At 35.4% G+C, this 17,575-nt stretch carries 10 protein-coding genes; 2 read left to right on the forward strand and 8 right to left on the reverse strand.

Annotated elements, in window-relative coordinates; all coding sequences use genetic code 11:
• Positions 1–10: 10 nt before the first annotated feature.
• The 3 genes from K350_RS0113330 to chrA all read right to left on the reverse strand — a co-directional run bounded on the left by K350_RS0113330 (position 11) and on the right by chrA (position 4,233).
• Positions 11–1,864: an ATP-binding response regulator gene (locus tag K350_RS0113330; protein WP_211236745.1), complete on the reverse strand. Its 1,854-nt coding sequence runs from the start codon at positions 1,862–1,864 to the stop codon at positions 11–13.
• Between the two features lie 408 nt (positions 1,865–2,272).
• Positions 2,273–2,848 (reverse strand): GNAT family N-acetyltransferase, encoded by a 576-nt coding sequence (locus tag K350_RS0113335; protein WP_028980336.1) that lies wholly within the window; start codon positions 2,846–2,848, stop codon positions 2,273–2,275.
• 251 nt (positions 2,849–3,099) lie between these two features.
• Positions 3,100–4,233, reverse strand: a complete 1,134-nt coding sequence (gene chrA / locus K350_RS0113340; protein WP_028980337.1) for a chromate efflux transporter — start codon at positions 4,231–4,233, stop codon at positions 3,100–3,102.
• Positions 4,234–4,795: 562 nt separating this feature from the next.
• Here chrA and K350_RS0113345 point away from each other — a divergent pair.
• Positions 4,796–7,258: a TonB-dependent receptor gene (locus K350_RS0113345; RefSeq protein ID WP_028980338.1), complete on the forward strand. Its 2,463-nt coding sequence runs from the start codon at positions 4,796–4,798 to the stop codon at positions 7,256–7,258.
• 80 nt (positions 7,259–7,338) lie between these two features.
• On the opposite strand, the gene K350_RS0113350 is transcribed toward K350_RS0113345, so the two are convergent.
• Genes K350_RS0113350 through K350_RS0113365 form a run of 4 tightly spaced genes read right to left on the reverse strand, consistent with a single transcriptional unit; the run spans position 7,339 to position 9,817 of the window.
• Complete coding sequence (locus tag K350_RS0113350) at positions 7,339–7,953, reverse strand: globin family protein (RefSeq protein WP_028980339.1); 615 nt, start codon at positions 7,951–7,953, stop codon at positions 7,339–7,341.
• Between the two features lie 56 nt (positions 7,954–8,009).
• Entirely contained in the window at positions 8,010–8,981 is a 972-nt protein-coding gene (locus K350_RS0113355; protein WP_051313122.1) for an MBOAT family protein, read from the reverse strand.
• 8 nt (positions 8,982–8,989) lie between these two features.
• Positions 8,990–9,406, reverse strand: coding sequence for a hypothetical protein (locus K350_RS0113360; protein WP_028980341.1), 417 nt, complete (start codon positions 9,404–9,406; stop codon positions 8,990–8,992).
• 30 nt (positions 9,407–9,436) lie between these two features.
• Complete coding sequence (locus K350_RS0113365; RefSeq protein ID WP_245598658.1) at positions 9,437–9,817, reverse strand: hypothetical protein; 381 nt, start codon at positions 9,815–9,817, stop codon at positions 9,437–9,439.
• Between the two features lie 438 nt (positions 9,818–10,255).
• Here K350_RS0113365 and K350_RS31185 point away from each other — a divergent pair, with 438 nt between their 5' ends.
• Complete coding sequence (locus tag K350_RS31185) at positions 10,256–13,405, forward strand: PQQ-dependent sugar dehydrogenase (RefSeq protein WP_051313123.1); 3,150 nt, start codon at positions 10,256–10,258, stop codon at positions 13,403–13,405.
• A gap of 89 nt (positions 13,406–13,494) precedes the next feature.
• Here K350_RS31185 and K350_RS31190 read toward each other — a convergent pair whose 3' ends face one another.
• Positions 13,495–16,902 carry an Ig-like domain-containing protein gene (locus K350_RS31190; protein WP_051313124.1) on the reverse strand — a complete coding sequence of 1,136 codons (3,408 nt, stop codon included), beginning with the start codon at positions 16,900–16,902 and terminating at the stop codon, positions 13,495–13,497.
• Between the last annotated feature and the right edge of the window lie 673 nt (positions 16,903–17,575).

Raw genomic sequence — 17,575 nt, forward strand, 5'->3', positions numbered from 1 at the left:
CAATATTTAACTAAGTCGACACCTCAAGTTTGCTTAATAATTCTACCTGTTTCTTTACATCAACTTTCTCAAAAATATTTCTAACATGTTTGGCGACAGTCTTATCAGAAATAAACAAAAGCTCACCGATACTTTTGTAGGTAGCACCTTTGGCAATAAGGTTTATAATTTCAATTTCTCTTGTAGTAAGGTTGTACCTCTGGCAATTTATTTCAAATTTATTCTGGCTATCTACTTTAATAACATCTATGTCATTTCTTTTCTGCAGGTTTTTATAAGCAGTATTTATTAATGCAATTCTCTGCTTTTCAAAGTTCAATAAAATTGAATCTATTTTTGCAACAAGCTCCTCGACAAGGAATGGCTTTTGAACATAATCAACAGCCCCTAGTGAAAGCCCTTCGATCTTTGACTTTGAAGAATCTCTTGCTGTAAGAAAAATAAAAGGAATATGATTCAGATTACTTTGTTTCAATATGGATCTATATAGATCAAAACCATCTCCACCATCCATCATTACATCTGATATTATAAGATCTACATAAGTTACGGCCTGCAACCTATCAAATGCTTCCTTACCGTTAGTGGCAACTAATACATTATATTTTTCACTCAACTTTTTTGCCAGGTAATTAAGTAGTGCAATATTATCCTCAACGATAAAGATACTTGGCCTGTCTGCATTATATAGAACTTGTGGAACGTATAAAGCATCTACATTAAAATATACCTCTCCACATTCTATACTTATTGTCTCCCCTAAATGCTCCTGATGTAAGATTGGAATTTCAATAATCATTTTAGTTCCGGCAGCTATAGCCGGATTACTTTCTATTCTTATCACACCGCCAATACTTTCGACAATCTTCTTTACTATCGAAAGACCGATACCTATTCCCTGAATATTCTTATGACTTGAATTTATTTTAAAATAAGGTTCAAATATTTTTTCGTGAAGCTCAGGATGGATACCAATCCCAGTATCTCTAACAACAAACAAAAGATTTTCACCATCCTGCTTTAGAGTAACTTCTATTACACCATTTAAAGATGAAAACTTAATCGCATTTTCAACTAAATTATTTAGTACTCGATAGATCCCCTCGGGATCAGCTTTCACTATTAGATTATCATCAATATAAGAAGAAAGAAAAATACTTTTTTTATTAGCATATGACCTATAGAGTTCTATATTATTTTTAAGTACCTCACTAACATTACAAATCTGATCATTAAAATAAATATCATCTCCTCGCTTGATCTTCTCCAGGTCAAAGAAATTATTAATATCTCTGGTTAATTTTTCAATACTTCTTTTAATAATTAATAATTCTTCAGCCTCTCCATACTTGCTTATATATTCCTCAAGATAATTCCTTATAAGCGTAATAGGCGTTTTAGATTCATGAGCAAGGTTGATAAATGTATTTGTTCTTCTTTCATTAGCAATTTCAAGCTCTCTTGTTCTTTCTATTACTTTTAATGTTAAATTGTAATTTAACTCCTGAAGCATCTTTTGGGAATCTAACAACATGTAATATTCTGCTCGCGATTGTTTGATTGATTTCCTGATAAAAAGAACAGTCATCACAAGAAGCCCGAGATTAGTAGATATTACTTCTGCAACCTGGCTTCCATTATGAAATTTCAATATTGGTAACAACAAATGATTTATATCAATTTCAAAAAATGCAATAATCGGAAGGGTTAACCAAAAACTAAACCCCAAAAGCACTCCTATCATTTCCTCCTTACTACTCTCATCGGTGCATGACTGATATTTTTCTTTAAATGATTTAGCTAAAGAAAATAACATAACAATAACATATATAAATGGAATTATCACTACTAGTCTCCTTGACATTTCAAGATCGCCGGTATATATGTATGGAAACAGAAATAAAAAAATAAATGGTAAGACTATAAATATCATTGATCCTTGAAAAGCATAGAATCTCAGTTTCGCCAAATCCAGTACTTTATATATATAAAAAATAAAATATAAGGACATTACCAAAGCAACGATATAAGCAATAATATTCTGAATTGTAATCGGAATATCAATTTTGTTATCTGGGAACAATGCTCCAACTATGTTATATTGAATTAAAAGGAAAAGAAGGATCAGATAATACAGCCGGCTTTTATCTGACGGCCTTGACAAAAAATATATACCCTGATAGAAAAAGAAAACCAGTTCAAATAAAGAGATTAAAAAAGTTATTATATGAATTTGCGTTCCAAATACAACCATTCCTGTTATGTTAGAATATTAATCATTATTTATTCTGAATAAAAATAATTGATGCGGTAAGTGTAGTTCATTAAACAATTCAAAACCCATGTTTTTATAAAACTTTACATTTTCTTCCATCGAGGTTTCTAAATAGATTGGCTTCTTCAATATCTTTGCTTCATTTATTATATCTATAATCAATGAGCTGCCTATTCCTTTTCTCTGAAAATCCGGATGAACACCAATAAACCTCAAATAAAAAATAGACTGTTTGGGATAATTACTTTTAACCTTAGATTCTCTGGACAGAACTTTTAGAAGCCTTTCCGGGCCTATGCAAGAGAATGCTAATCTAAGGTCATTCACTATAGACTTCAATGAAACCTTCTCTTGCTCCGGAAATAATATAAGAGCGCAGGCATTGCGATCTTTTGACAGATATACTGTTCCATTTTGAAAACAGCTTTCAAAACAATATTCCATCAGCTTTCGGATTCTTTCCTTCCTCTGCCCATCCTGTTTTATAACATAATTAACGCTTTTATTCTGGTCAAATGATGCGGTTAATATATCCACCACAAGAGACTTATCTTCAATCTTAGCTATTATCATAAAATTTATCTTGTATGAATATTAAGAAAAATATTTTATAACTTATTGAAAACTTGGATAGACAAATCTAAAATTACTCATCGATATCTTCAAACTTTTTAATACAAAATTCATTAACAATCATAATACAAGACTATATCTTGTAGTCATTTACCTCGAATCAACAGTTTTAAACTATCCTCAATAAAATATTCTAGGGCTTTAGCGCAGTATATATGATTTATGAAAACTAAAGAATCTTGCAGACCATATCATATGTTAATCAAATGAAAAAGATATCCCGCTACAGCTCCTCCTAAAATAATCCAGGTAGCATTGAGTTTCTTGAATCCAAATACTACAATCAGAGAAGCAATAGCAATAATCCATCCATTGAAGTCAATGAGAATATTTCTACCAAGCTGAAAGGTAACCGCCAGCATCACTCCAATAGCCCCAATATTCACACCATCCAGGAAATATCCCATTATCCTGGATCTTCTCAATTTTGGAACAAAAGGATTTAATACAAGAACAAAGAAAAATGAAGGAAGAAAAATTCCTACAGTAGCAATAATAGCTCCAGGTAAACTATTCATTTGATATCCGATAAATGTAGCGGTTGTAAACAAAGGGCCGGGAGTAAATTGTCCAAGGGCTACAGCATCCAGTAATTGTTCCTGAGTCAGCCAACCTGTCTTATCTACAAATTCTGCTTGAAGGTAAGCTACCAGCACATATCCACTGCCAAACAGTGTTCCTCCGATTTTTATAAAAATCCAGAATAACTCTGCAGGAGTGATATTTTTTTCTACAGGTATAGCAGAAAGGACAAATGGACTAAAAGAAGAGAGTCCTTGGGGCGTTACCCACTCTCTTCCCGAGAACCAAATAACAGCGAGAATGCCCGCACATAATAATGCATATATTTCATTAATACCTGCCATTGAAGCTATGATTACTCCAGTTCCAATAAGACCAAGTTGCCAGTTTTTTAAAGCTGTTTTTCCGAGTTTAAAGATCGCATTAATGATGATTGCTATAACAGCAGGTTTAATACCATAGAGAAAAGGTTTAACCTCTGGTATACTCCCATAATCTGTGTAAAGCCAGGCAAATACACCCATTATAAGAGCTGCAGGAAAAATGAAACATATTCCCCCAAGAAACAAGCCTGGCAAGCCAGCTCGCTCGTGACCACAATGCATGCTCATTTCAGTTGAGTTTGGGCCAGGAATCAGATTGGTTGCACCTATGAGATCAAGAAAATGCTCTCTGCTCATCCATTTTCTTTTGTTTACGATTTCTTCTTCCATCATCGCAATATGTGCAGCTGGCCCTCCAAACCCTATAAAACCTAACTTCAGAAACACATAACAAACTTCCTTTAATCTCGTTGACTTCATTTTCAAAAGATACTAAAACTTTGTTAAAGATTTTTCAGATCTAATAATCTCAATAATTGAGGATCACTTTTCTCAATATTTATCCATATTCTTTATATTTTTTAAATCACTACATATTAGTAGTTTATTTCACACAAAAAATTCTAGGGTAAAGGAGATAAGGATATGCATCAGAACCATCATAAATCTATCTCCAGAATATACATTATACTCAGGATAGATTTAGCACACAACAAACAATTCGACCAATCCAGATATTTGGTTGAAAAGAAAAACTATATTAACTTAATTGAATGGCCAAAAGAAAAATTTAAAAAATTTAGTTAACAACGGCTATTACGGAAATACCCTTAACATCGAAAGTTAATTAAATGTCACACAATTTTTATCCCTAAGATTTCTGCGATAACTCTGTCAACAGAAATCATTTTATAAATATTTGGGTAAACAACTGTTTACATCATGCAAACTTAACAATACAATCTGACAACAAGTCTTGTAACCCACACCTACTCACTTTCGTTTGAAAAGATTAAATTCTAGTCCATCCACTTAAAAATTTATGGTAAGTATTAAAAACCCATTGCGTAAGGCTGGGGCTGTAATTCTTTTGGGTCTGATCTCTTCAAAAGGTATAGCACAGTCCGATTCCTTAAACACAGTATCCCCTCCTATTGAAACCATTTCCAATATTGAACAAGCTGATATTTCATTTCTTTCACTGGAAGATCTTATGAATGTTAATGTGACTACAGGATCTCTTGTAAAAACAAAACAATTTGCAACACCTGTTAGCGTCACTTTAATAACTGAAGCAGATATCAAAATAAGTGGGGCAAGAAACTTACTTGACTTGATGGAAGTATATGTACCTGGTTTTTTCTGGATGGATCATCCATCAGAGTCAGTTAAAACCGGTATGCGTGGTATTACATCAGATAGGAACCTTAAGATGCTATTACTTGTGAATGGAGTCATTGTAAATGACAGAGGTCATAAGGGAGCATTTTCAGAACTTACAAACTGGGATTTGAATGACATTGATAAAATTGAGATAATAAGAGGTCCGGGATCCGTAACATACGGCCCAGGAGCTATCCAAGGGGTAATCAGCATTACAACCAAGAGAGCTGCAAATGGAAATTCTACCACAGTAAATGCGAACTATGTAGGTGCTTATAATTCTAAAGGAATAAGCATACATCAGAATTTAGATGCAGGAAAGGTAAAAGTAACTTTATATGGCAGCATACAAGGTACAGAAGGCGCTGAAAATAAACTTTTCAAAGTTAATGACACTAAAAAATATGGCTATATAGGTGAAGTCCCGGGAACAATAACACCGAATCGCTATATGGCTGATGGAAATGCTCCACAATTGAAATTATTCGCTGATTTTGATCTTTCAAAAGGCTTTAAAATTTACACCAGATATAATCAGGTAACGAACAACTCAAACTTCTATGAGATGTACAAGCCCTTATCAGCTGTGAACCCCAAAGCAACATATAACGGAACGCCAACACAAAGTTTGTTATTGAAAAATCAGCAATATTTTGCAATGCTTGAAAAAAAGATTGACTTCAATAAAAACTTCAGTCTGAATACTAACCTTATTTATGATAATGAAAATAATGTTAGTTATAGATTTCAGGCTCCTGCATATACTGCAAAAACATCCGATTCTGTAGATATGAGATTTGTTAAATCTGTTATAGATCTTGACAACTTGCGTCATGCAAATTATTCATATTCTGAGGAACAGATTACAGGAAGAGTTGTCGGTTACTATCATAGTAATAATGAAAAGTTCCAGGCTGCGCTAGGTGGAGATATCGTAAAGAATACCTGGAGAGCACCTTGGGGACAAAATGACAATATGCTCAGAATGGGTGACCAGAAAAACATTCTAAGTGATTCACTGTCTTCAGGAGCAATTGGCCCTGATGCCTTAGCTACTGCAGGATGGATCAAAGCAAAAGACGGTATTTATGTAGGAAATGGTTGGTCGACAACAACAGTCTCTATGTATGGGGAAGCAAAATACAGTTTTTCACCATTGCTTACTATTATTGGTTCCAATAGAATAGACAAAGATACTTATTCAAAATGGTTATTCTCGCCACGAATCGCATTCATCAGTGAATTGAACAGCAAACATAATATCAGACTAGTATTCCTGCAATCAAACAGAATGAATACTGCCTCTCAGATGTTATTGCAGCATATGGCAGGAGTTCAGTCAAGGCCTGAAAAGCTAAAAGGAACAGAACTGATTTATACCTACATTCATAATTCTAAGTTAATAGGTGATTTAAGTGCCTTCTATAGCGAGAACGAAGTATTAAGCTGGTCTTCAAACCTTAAAAGTGTGTTAAATACAGGCAAATCTAATACTGGTGGACTTGAAGCTTCGATTGGTTATACTGCTAAAAATGTTAAAGTTTCGATCAACCACAGCTATGTAAAACTATTTGGATGGGACATGTCGTCTGAAGTGACTGCCAGCGGTATCAGTTATGCTGATTTTAGGCAACCTGTAACATATACTGATGCCAACAAAAAAACTCAGACAGTCTACATTAATGGAGTTGGAAATAACTTAAGCAACTATGCTAACAATATTACCAAAGTCATTGTGAACTATTCATGCTTTAAAGATAGATTAACCATTCATGCAGATTCAAGAATACTCTGGGGATATGCAGGTATGAAAGATGGTCTGAAGGCATACGAAAATGCATTTGATACTGTAAGTGCTCCGATAAAAACGGAGATAACGAAACTGATAAGTGATCTGAAATCAAGAGATATGTATGGTGTTGACATCAAAGTAAATTTGTCAGTATCTTATAAAATCACCCCTCAAATTTCAGTAATGGTATTTGCAAATAATATTTTCAGCTCAGATAAGACAAGACGTTACTTCTATGATTCAGGACTTGTATCTGCTACAGCGCCTAGTAAAATTGGATATGTCGCTGAACCAAGATTTTTAGGAGCAAGAATGTCATATAAATTTTAAAAATTATAAAAGATCAAAATAAGGCTATCAGGGCAACCTGATAGCCTTTTTTATTACTATGAAAGTATATACAATATTTATTAATATTTTGGAGTAAGGTTTTCAACCTTTCTAGACACACTATCAGCCTTTCTTATTAATGATGAAGGCTCTCTGGTTTCTGGAAGATTGTCTTTCTGGTATTTTTCTATCTGTTCAAGAGTCAGGAGTACTTTTAGGACAATTAGACGATCTTCAATCGTTGATGAAAGCTTTGAAAGATCATCCTGCAAACCTGTATGTTTGGAAATAATATGTTTATATTTTTCTTCATTATGAGTGAGAAAATGTTCAATCTTCTTTCTCAGAATACTGTCATTAATTGTTTTTACATATGAATTGGCATCTCTGTAATATTCCTGAGACTTACTATCATATTCATCAAAACGATTTATATAAATCTGATGCCCTTCATTGAACTCATTCCTGCTATCCTCTAGTTTTCTTAATTCAGGATTCTTTTCCATCAATTCCTGATATAACTCACTAACAAGATTTGTTCCCTTTCTTGATTTAAAACTACTAACATCCAATTCATCTGAATTCTGTAGTGCTTTAGGCGTATCTTTCTTTGCCTCAAACTTATCTTCTCTGTTTTCTTCACATGAGAAAAATAGTACTACTAAAAAAATAAAACAATACTTCGATTTTAACATAAAAGACTTTTAAAATTTCAACAAAAATGATATTCTAAAAATTATATATATAATTCTTACCAGCTAATCAAAGGCCAGATAATACCTTTAAGAAACCAGACATGAAATAATACAGGGAATGGTAATATTAGTCCTGCAAACACCCAACTTCTGGCTACAATCTTATTCTTTAATATGCCACTATACTCCAGCTTCCTTTCAATTATGATAAGGATCCCTTGAATAAAAAAATATAACAAGGGCAGCCCATATCCTGCCTTTACAGGAACGCTTATTGCAACCTCATGCAACAGACCGGAAAAAACAAAAGCTGTTACTGTGGCTGCTTTCTCACCTATTTTTGGCTTAAGCGGACGATACAATGCTATCGCTGTCATTTCTGAGAAAGCGAGATTCCAACGCTTTCCCCAAAACTCAGCAAGGCTTACAGACCGCATGGGCTCTTTGAATAGAGCCCTTGTAGCAGCACCTTTTGACCTCCAAAATCCTGCGCTTATATTCAATATTCCGAAATGAAGAATAAGACTTAATCCAATAAGTGCAAGAGCCGTAGAAAATATCTGAAAGAATGTTTCTGTTAAATTTGTATATATATAACCAGATAAAATAATTAAGCAAGATCCGGCGGTTATTCTCTTTACACCAAATTTAACCAGTTCATCCACTCCTTGCAGAGGCTTCGCACCAAGGGTCTCAAAAAGGTTTGGTCTCATACCAAACCAACCTGCAACAAAAGATATCCATTGAATAAAAGTAAGTTTGCTTTCTCTTCCTTTATAATATTCAACTGAAACAACAGTCTTCATTCCAAATAAAGTAACAAGAATGATACATAACATCCTTAATACTGGAGGAAATGATTCAGTTAACCTCTCAGTCAAAAACATTCCTACTGCAAGTAGAAACCATGCTACACAAACAGATAGTTTATAATTGGAGGATTTAGAAACAACATACCCTAACAAGACTGTAATGACAAGTATTGCCGCAACTGATAGTAAGTCATTAAGATAGACTGAGGGGATCATATTAATGACTAAGAAATATTTGAATAAAAAACCCAAAGATAACTGATTGCAAAGAAGACAAACATTGCTACGAGCCCAACTTCTCCCCAAAAGTAAATCCAGCCTTTAGGAGCTGAAGTTCTGTCAAAATAAAAGAACTGAATCATTATTCTTGCAGCCCAGTAGAGTCCGATAAACAAGCTAACAACGGCAGCCAAAAGAGATTGATCTGTAAGAGCTTCAGGAGCAAGAAGAGACAATAACCCGAAAGATAGATTAGTCATCATAATATAACCTGCATAGGTCCAGAACATTTGCCTGATGAGCGGAGCAACCTGAGAGAGTTCTTTTTTCCAGTTAAGCAACTTCGGTATTAAAAGGCTTCCAGCAACAAGAATGATCTGTAATAAGCCTGCAAGTTTAATCAGATATTGTAGTGTATTCATCTCGTTCCGTAAAGGTATGCAACTCATCAATCAGGACCAGTATACAATCTGCATCATAATTGTAAAAATGCTTACTACTGCCATCAAACTGATGATAAGAAAAGCTATAGCTTTACCTTTCTTATCTTCATGAGAAGTTGCAATCATTTCCATCAGCGTAAATAAAGTCTTTGTGCTTCTCCATGAAAAAACTATAAACAGTGCGGTAACGACCAGCAAACCGGCATATTTTGCAACGGTAATCTGATTGCATATCAATACGGAAATTAAAATAGAGATTACTCCTGAAGTACCTCCAGAAATAAGGGCTGTTTTGGCTTTGAGACCAATAAAAATAACTGAAATGATGCCACATAGAATAAGGAATACTCCATATGCGGCTAATAAATTCACAACTACCGGATTACACATATATCATTATCTTTTATACAAACTTAGGGGAAATTCAGGTCATCAACTTTATTACCACTTAAAAATTTTAACCGAAATTCATCAAACCTAAACCCGTGAAGGATAAACACTCTGATCCTTACCTACTATGGTCATTTCTCCTGATCAGCAATACGACAGAGCTACTCTCAAAAGGCTGTAAACAAATGCCAATGCATGTTACCTGTTACTTGAAATTATTCTACAACAAAAAATAAGATGACAATTTCAAAAATTTAATTCAATTAATCTAGCTCTATATCCATTATAACTTTTACAATATTATATTGAACAAATTCAATTGTCGGTTATATGATTTATTTCTTTTTAACAAAAACATACCATCATATTTATTTTTAAAAGCATTATAGCCTAATTTCGTACCTAGTTGGAAGCAATAGAATAAAGCTTAAAATACATATGAGAATTAAAGTACTTTTATCACTTTTCATTCAGTTGGTTATCTTGAAAAGTGTTTTTTCCTCCGATTTGCCACCCGGATTTATTGAACAGGAAATTGCCACAGGTCTTAATCCTGTTTCTATTACCAAAGGGCTTAACAACATTATTTACATCACTGAAAAGAATGGTAAAGTAAGAGTGGTACAAAATGATTTATTATTGGAAAGTCCTCTATTAGACATACAAGTAAACGATTTTAATGAAAGAGGTCTCATAAGCATTGCCCTTCATCCTAACTTTTTCAACAATGGATATTACTATGCTTATTACTGTCCGAAAAACAGGAACAAAAACAGAGTTGTGCGTTTTACCTCCACTAATAATGGTAGATCAACCCTTCCCGGAAGTGAAGTACTTTTGATAGAATTGGATACTCTTGTAGGTGGTATCCATAATGGAGGTTGCCTTAAATTCGGATCAGATGGAAAGCTATACATAGGCACCGGAGAAGGTGGTGTTTCTACTAACTCCAAATTGCTAACCAACACATTAGGTAAAATCCTAAGGATTAATGATGACGGCTCCATTCCAACAGACAATCCATTCTATAATGACGCATCCGTAACAGGTATAAATAAATCTATTTATGCTTATGGTTTAAGAAATCCTTTTGCATTCGAATTTGATGCTCTAGGTCAGCTTTACACTACGGATGTAGGAGGCAGCACTGCGGAAGAAATCAATAAGATATTACCTGGTAAATTTTACGGATGGCCTGACAGAGAAGGTAATTCAGGTAGTACAAGTATTGCTAATTATCAGGGACCAGAATATTTCTATACGCACGAAGCTGGTGCCTGTGCAATTATCGGATGTTCCTTTTACAATCCTCTCAACAAAACATTTCCAGCAGAATATACAGGTCAGATATTCTTTGGAGATTACTGTACTGAAAAAATATACTCATGGAATCCTGTTACCAAAATAAGAACAGACTTTGCAACAGGTGCGAATCGTCCTCTATGGTATCTTTTCGCTGATAATGGCGATATGTATTATGTTGAAAGAAACGGTTCAGACGGCGGATCTGCGGGCTCTAACACAGTTAGTTATGATGGAAAATTATGGAAGATAAAATATACTAATTCAGATGAAGTATTTATTAACCAAAATCCTCAAAACAGCAGTCTTGTAGTTGGAGAAAATACTTTATTTTCCATCACTGCTTATAGCAATCTTCAACCACTTTCTTATCAATGGTATAAAAATGGAGTACTCATTGAAGGAGCTACAAACGATACTTTACTTGTACAATCCGTAATAATTTCTGACAATAATGCAAAATTTAAATGTGTCGTTTCTAATAGCGTTTCAAGCATCACTTCCACCGAGGCTATTCTTGCAGTGATCCAGAACACACGACCTGTTCCGGTGATATCGTCTCCTCTAGCCACTTTCAAATACAAAGCAAATGATGTATTAAAAATTTCAGGCACAGCTACTGATGCTGAAGATGGGGCATTATCCGGTACTTCGCTTTCCTTCTGGGTAGATCTTCATCATGATGTTCATACTCACCCTGCCCTGGCACCAACAGCCGGAACCAGCCTGCCAATCAGCTTCACAGTTCCAAACAATGGAGAAACCTCTCCTCATGTATTCTTCCGGGTATATTTAAAGGCTACAGATTCAAAAGGATTTTCATCAACTACTTATGTAGATATCTATCCTCAGTTGGTGGGCATTAAAGTGAACTCTAATGTTCCGGAAGCTAAAATCAATTATGATGGAACATATCACCTGGTAGGAGAAACAGTATATTCTGTAAAAGGTATTATAAGAAGCCTGGAAGCGCCTTTGGTAATATCGACAAACAACAAGATGTGTGTCTTCACAGGATGGTCAGATGGAGAAACTTCCAAGCTCATTACATTTGCCACTCCCAATACAGATGTAAACTTATACGCTTCTTATGATTGCGATGAAGTGAGCTATACCGGAGATGGACTAACGGCAACTTACTCCGATGTGGCTTCCGTTACTACCCAAACAAATGGTATCAGACTTAAAAGACTTGATCCTGAAATCAACTTCAACTGGCAATATGATTCCCCTGATATGGGAACAATTGATGATAACAACTTTAAAGCTGCATGGGATGGATATATTGATATACCAGTTGCAGGTACGTATACATTTTACCTAAAATCTTTCTATAATGATAATTGTAATTTATCTATAGATAACCAGGCTGTAATCAATAAAACTTCAGGTGCTTATACTGGGGTTGAATATTTTATTGAGAAGTCAGGCAATATCACTTTCAACACCGCGGGTAAGAAAAAGATTAAAGTCACATTTGAAGAGACTGATTGGGTGGCAGCTATTGAATTAAGGTGGGAAGGTCCTTCAATTAGCAAGCAAATCGTCCCGCAAAAAAACCTCTTTACAAACATCAATCTATCCTCAGGAGATGGGCTTACAGGTTCATATCTTGGTGACTTAGCTGTACTTGCTGGTGTAACTCCAAAATACATCCACACAGATACTCAAATTGATTTCAATTGGGCAGAAGGCTCCCCCAATGCAAGCTTATTGGGTAATGACCTTTATACGATTAGCTGGAAAGGCTATTTAAGACCTCCTTTAGATGACAATTATACATTTACTGCAACTGGTGATGATGGATTTATGTTGTTAATAGATAATGATACTATCATTAATCAGTGGCATGATGGAATAATTGAAAACAAAGAAAAAACTGTTCATTTAAATGGGAGAACTTTTTATCCTTTCGAATTCAGATATTATGAAAACGGTGGCGATGCTAATATTAAACTACAATGGGCATCTTCATTGATAAATCAAACAGGGTTAGAAAAAAAATATCTATATACAAGCATTCCGGCGGTTACTTCAAATACTGAAACAGTATCTGAAAATACTTTAAATTATAAGCTTGCCAGAGATGGATCCGGAATAAGGCTATTAACTCAATCTAATTCAATTGAAAAGTTTGACATCTATAATATAAGCGGTAAAAGAATAGTTTCAGGAACAAATGAAATTCAAAATCAATGGATCGATATAAATAACTATTCAGATGGGTTATACATTATTCAGATTCTTGATAAAGGAAAACCGGTAATAATCAAGTTCATAAAATAAATTTCATTTCTTTCACAAAGCCTAATACATAAAAAAGACTGTCAGAAAATTCTGACAGTCTTTTTTTATAGTAGGCAAAAGAAAATCTTTTACCTCTGTACAACAATCTTTTTCTTTATCACTTTCTGGTTTGTGACCCCATAGACAATATATGCTCCGTCTTCTAGATATTCGCTGATTTTATTAAAATCCAGAGTTAATTCACCATTATAGGCAATTTCTTTACCTTGAAAATCATAGAGCTTTAAAGATAACAAAATTTCCTCCTGCACACTTGCTAGGCTTTCCTCAGATTTAGCCGATAATGCACTGAAGGCAGCTTCTTCTATTGCAGCAGAAGGGCAACCTCCTACCTTCAAAATTTTATCATATTGCTTGTACCAAGGACTTACAGAATAGTTAACTCCTGCACTGATACTGACAGATGATATGTTTGCTGAATAGGTTATATACACTTTACTTTTATCTAAAGGATCTACCTCTATAGTTGCCTGAGCATTGGTCCACCAACTTATATTGGTAAATGTGGCTTCCGGAGATAGCACAAACAAATATCTTTGCCCTGCAACCAGGCAAGAAGGGCCGTTAATTCCAGTAGTTAATATATTTTCAACCTTCACCGAAACTATAGAAGAAGTTGTTTTTCCTCCAAGATTATCGGTCGCCACAGCTGTCAGACTGTATGTACCTGCTGCAGCTCCAGTAATTGTAAAAGTATAAGGTGCTGTATTATCAGACCCCAATAACAATGATCCATTGTAAAATGCCACTCCTGAAATAGTACCATCTGCATCTGAAGCATTTGCTGTAATAGTGACATTTGCGGGAGCATTAAACGAAGCATTATTAAGCGGACTGGTAATTGAAACAGAAGGGTTCTGATTAACTGCTGGAACAACTGTTACTGTTACCGTATCAGTCCCTACTCCTCCATTATTATCTTTGACATTCGCAACAATTTTGTAAATGCCTGCTGCTACATTGGCCCAGCTGGCACTATATGGACTGGTAACATCCAATACAGATGCTCCTGCGCCAACAAATGAAACTTCACTTATCGTGCCGTCTGCATCAGTTGCTGTAGCTGCGACACTGATATTGGCAGGTGCTGTAAATACTGCATTGTTTGCAGGAGAAGTAATCTTTACTACAGGTTTTTGATTAACTGCAGGGACAACTGTTACCGTTACCGTATCAGTTCCCACTCCTCCGTTATTATCTTTAACATTCGCAACAACTTTGTAAGTACCGGCTGCTACATTGGTCCAGCTAGCACTATATGGACTGGTAACGTCTGACACCGATGACCCAACACCAACAAATGAAACTTCACTTATAGTTCCGTCTGCATCAGTTGCTGTAGCTGTGACACTAATAGTAGCAGGTGCTGTAAATACTGCATTGTTTACAGGAGAGGTGATCTTTACAACCGGACGTTGATTAATTGCAGGAACCACTGTTACAGTTACAGTATCAGTCCCTACTCCTCCATTATTATCTTTAGCATTCGCAACAATTTTGTAAGTACCGGCTGCTACATTGGTCCAGCTAGCACTATATGGACTGGTAACGTCTGACACCGATGATCCGACGCCAACAAATGAAACTTCGCTTATAGCTCCGTCTGCATCAGTTGCAGTAGCTGTGACGCTGATATTGGCAGGTGCAGTAAATACTGCATTGTTTGTAGGAGAAGTAATCTTTACCACAGGGTTTTGATTAACTGCAGGAACAACCGTTACCGTTACTGTATCAGTTCCCACTCCTCCGTTATTATCTTTAACATTCGCTACAATTTTATAAGTACCTGCTGCTATGTTATTCCAGCTAGCGCTATATGGACTGGTAACATCTGACACCGATGATCCAATGCCTACAAATGAAACTTCACTTATCGTCCCATCGGCATCCGTTGCGACAGCTGTGGCATTTATACTGGCAGGTGCTATAAATACAGCATTGTTAAGAGGAGACGTGATTTTAACAACAGGCTTCTGATTAACCTGACTCATAGGTATAGTACCTGATATGAAATATTCACCTAGAGAGGAATAATCAGAATATCCAGTAGTTAAAGGATCTCCTTGCCCTGTTCCATCAATATTCAAATAATAAGTTCCTGCAGAGAGGTTTATGTTAAATGAAGCATACAAACCATTTATTGCAGTGGGCCCTGTCTGACTACTTGGAGCAGAGGCTGTGGGATTGGAAGTAGCCAATGTTGTTCCCGAAGCATTTTTAAGAGTAGCAACTATATCAAGATTAGGATAAGACGGAGCTGGATTAATCGTTAAAGTAACAGTACCACCTGAGGTCGTAAATGAATAGATGTCGACATCTGTTCTCTGTGAAATAATGCCATAATTTTGAGCTTCCGCCACCACTCCAGACTGAGACACAAACAGTGCTTTAGCAGTAGCATTGGTATTGCCCGCCTCATCAGTTCTGAAACCGAATCCATTTCCTGTGCCAGAGATAATGGTTATATCATCCTGAGTTTGATTAGCATTTGCATATTCTCCACGACTCCACTGAACTAGCCCCTTAGAGTAACCAACCCCCATGATTGGGGCCCAGATTCCCTGTCCGGAATAGTAATCTTCTTTGGGTGAGGTTCTACCATCATGAGATAGGCCTAAAGTATGTCCGATTTCATGAGAACCGGCCTCACCACCACCTTTAGTGCCGCTATTGAAAACCCAGCAAGGTGTATCATCTGTCCATCTGAAAGAATTAACATATGCAACGCCACCAGCACCAGGAGAAGCAGTGTTTGTAGGAGTAAAAATACATCTGATCCTTCTACCTTTAGGGGCAGCGTTAAACACAGCTTCATTCGTAGTAATATTTATATTAAAAGCTCTGTAATCTTCACTGATCATTTTCCAGATATTAGTCACTTCAGTTTCTGAAAAATTGCCAGGCAAGGCATTGATAGTATTCCCACCGTTCCATCTTGTTCCCGTTACAACTTGTCCGTCAAAGTCCAGATAGGCAACGGCAACAGCTCCAGCCAAACTTTGAAGATTATACACTGCTGATCCGGAAGGCGGAGCTTGGACAGGTAAAGCCCTTTTTTCAGCATTTAAAGATTTATTAAAATCGATGCATATAACTTTATTAATATCTTCCTCTTCAACAAATACATTTCCTTTTTGAGAGAAATACCTGAATGCCTTTCTATCAGAAGGAATTACTACATAGCCATTCAATTTCCCATCAGCAATAGAAAAGGTTACTGATGAAGCCTCTTTATCCTGAACTTCTCCAATGATGACTTCTTCACCATCAACAGTTTTTTTAATATTAATCTGAGCCGAAACCGAATCTTTTGTAACAGGGATGGTACACTTCTTTATCTTGCGGGTTTTAATCTGGTTCTCGGAAAGATGTACGGCGTTATAAAAATCATCCACACTTCCGATATTAACTGGAGGAGCCGTAATATCCTGGGCATGAATACTTGTGAAAACAAAAAAAGATAAAAGAACACTCATAAGTAATTTATTCTTTATATCCCTATAATAACTCCTAATAATTTGTTGACTAGATTTTGCGTGTTTCTGTTTCATCATATTTTTTAGGTTAGCTTAAAACTGGTTTATAGAAATTGAAAATAAGTCTATACTACCTTCCCCGGTCTTTAATATCATTAGGGATGCATTAATAATTCTTTATCAGGCTATCCAGTTTTAACTGAATACGCTGACTTTAATCCGATAAATACTTTAGTAACCTAGACGTATTCAGAGCTTATAAAATTTAAGCTCATAACTTTCTTAAATATGGCGCAAGTAAAAATTGCTCCTGCACCTGAAGCATACTCTTAATTGATTTGTCAGAAGAACTACGATCAAAATCTGACACAAGTATTAATGATGGACTACCTGCAAATGTGGTATTTATAAAATTATATCAAAATTTAAAAGATACCCTCGCAATTCATCTACGTCGAAAATGATTAATCAAAAGGCTGTACAATAAATTCTCAGCAAAATCAATCTTAATATCCGGAACCTTATGGGGCAATAAAATAAAGAATTTAGATTAAATATTACAAAAAAAAATATAAATAATTATAAACATGACTATTGGGATTATAGCCAATATTTAGATTCAAAAGAATCTCTAAAACTAGCCAGGATTAAAAAAACGGAGAAAACCAATAAG

This window comes from Sporocytophaga myxococcoides DSM 11118, assembly GCF_000426725.1.
GTDB classification, from domain to species: domain Bacteria; phylum Bacteroidota; class Bacteroidia; order Cytophagales; family Cytophagaceae; genus Sporocytophaga; species Sporocytophaga myxococcoides.

What these genes read in the sequence shown, in the direction of transcription:
- K350_RS0113330 (WP_211236745.1), bottom strand. Translation starts at nt 1,864, where the DNA reads ATGTCAAGGAGACTAGTAGTGATAATTCCATTTATATATGTTATTGTT.
- K350_RS0113335 (WP_028980336.1), bottom strand. Translation starts at nt 2,848, where the DNA reads ATGATAATAGCTAAGATTGAAGATAAGTCTCTTGTGGTGGATATATTA.
- chrA (WP_028980337.1), bottom strand. Translation starts at nt 4,233, where the DNA reads ATGAAGTCAACGAGATTAAAGGAAGTTTGTTATGTGTTTCTGAAGTTA.
- K350_RS0113345 (WP_028980338.1), top strand. Translation starts at nt 4,796, where the DNA reads ATGGTAAGTATTAAAAACCCATTGCGTAAGGCTGGGGCTGTAATTCTT.
- K350_RS0113350 (WP_028980339.1), bottom strand. Translation starts at nt 7,953, where the DNA reads ATGTTAAAATCGAAGTATTGTTTTATTTTTTTAGTAGTACTATTTTTC.
- K350_RS0113355 (WP_051313122.1), bottom strand. Translation starts at nt 8,981, where the DNA reads ATGATCCCCTCAGTCTATCTTAATGACTTACTATCAGTTGCGGCAATA.
- K350_RS0113360 (WP_028980341.1), bottom strand. Translation starts at nt 9,406, where the DNA reads ATGAATACACTACAATATCTGATTAAACTTGCAGGCTTATTACAGATC.
- K350_RS0113365 (WP_245598658.1), bottom strand. Translation starts at nt 9,817, where the DNA reads ATGTGTAATCCGGTAGTTGTGAATTTATTAGCCGCATATGGAGTATTC.
- K350_RS31185 (WP_051313123.1), top strand. Translation starts at nt 10,256, where the DNA reads ATGAGAATTAAAGTACTTTTATCACTTTTCATTCAGTTGGTTATCTTG.
- K350_RS31190 (WP_051313124.1), bottom strand. Translation starts at nt 16,902, where the DNA reads ATGAGTGTTCTTTTATCTTTTTTTGTTTTCACAAGTATTCATGCCCAG.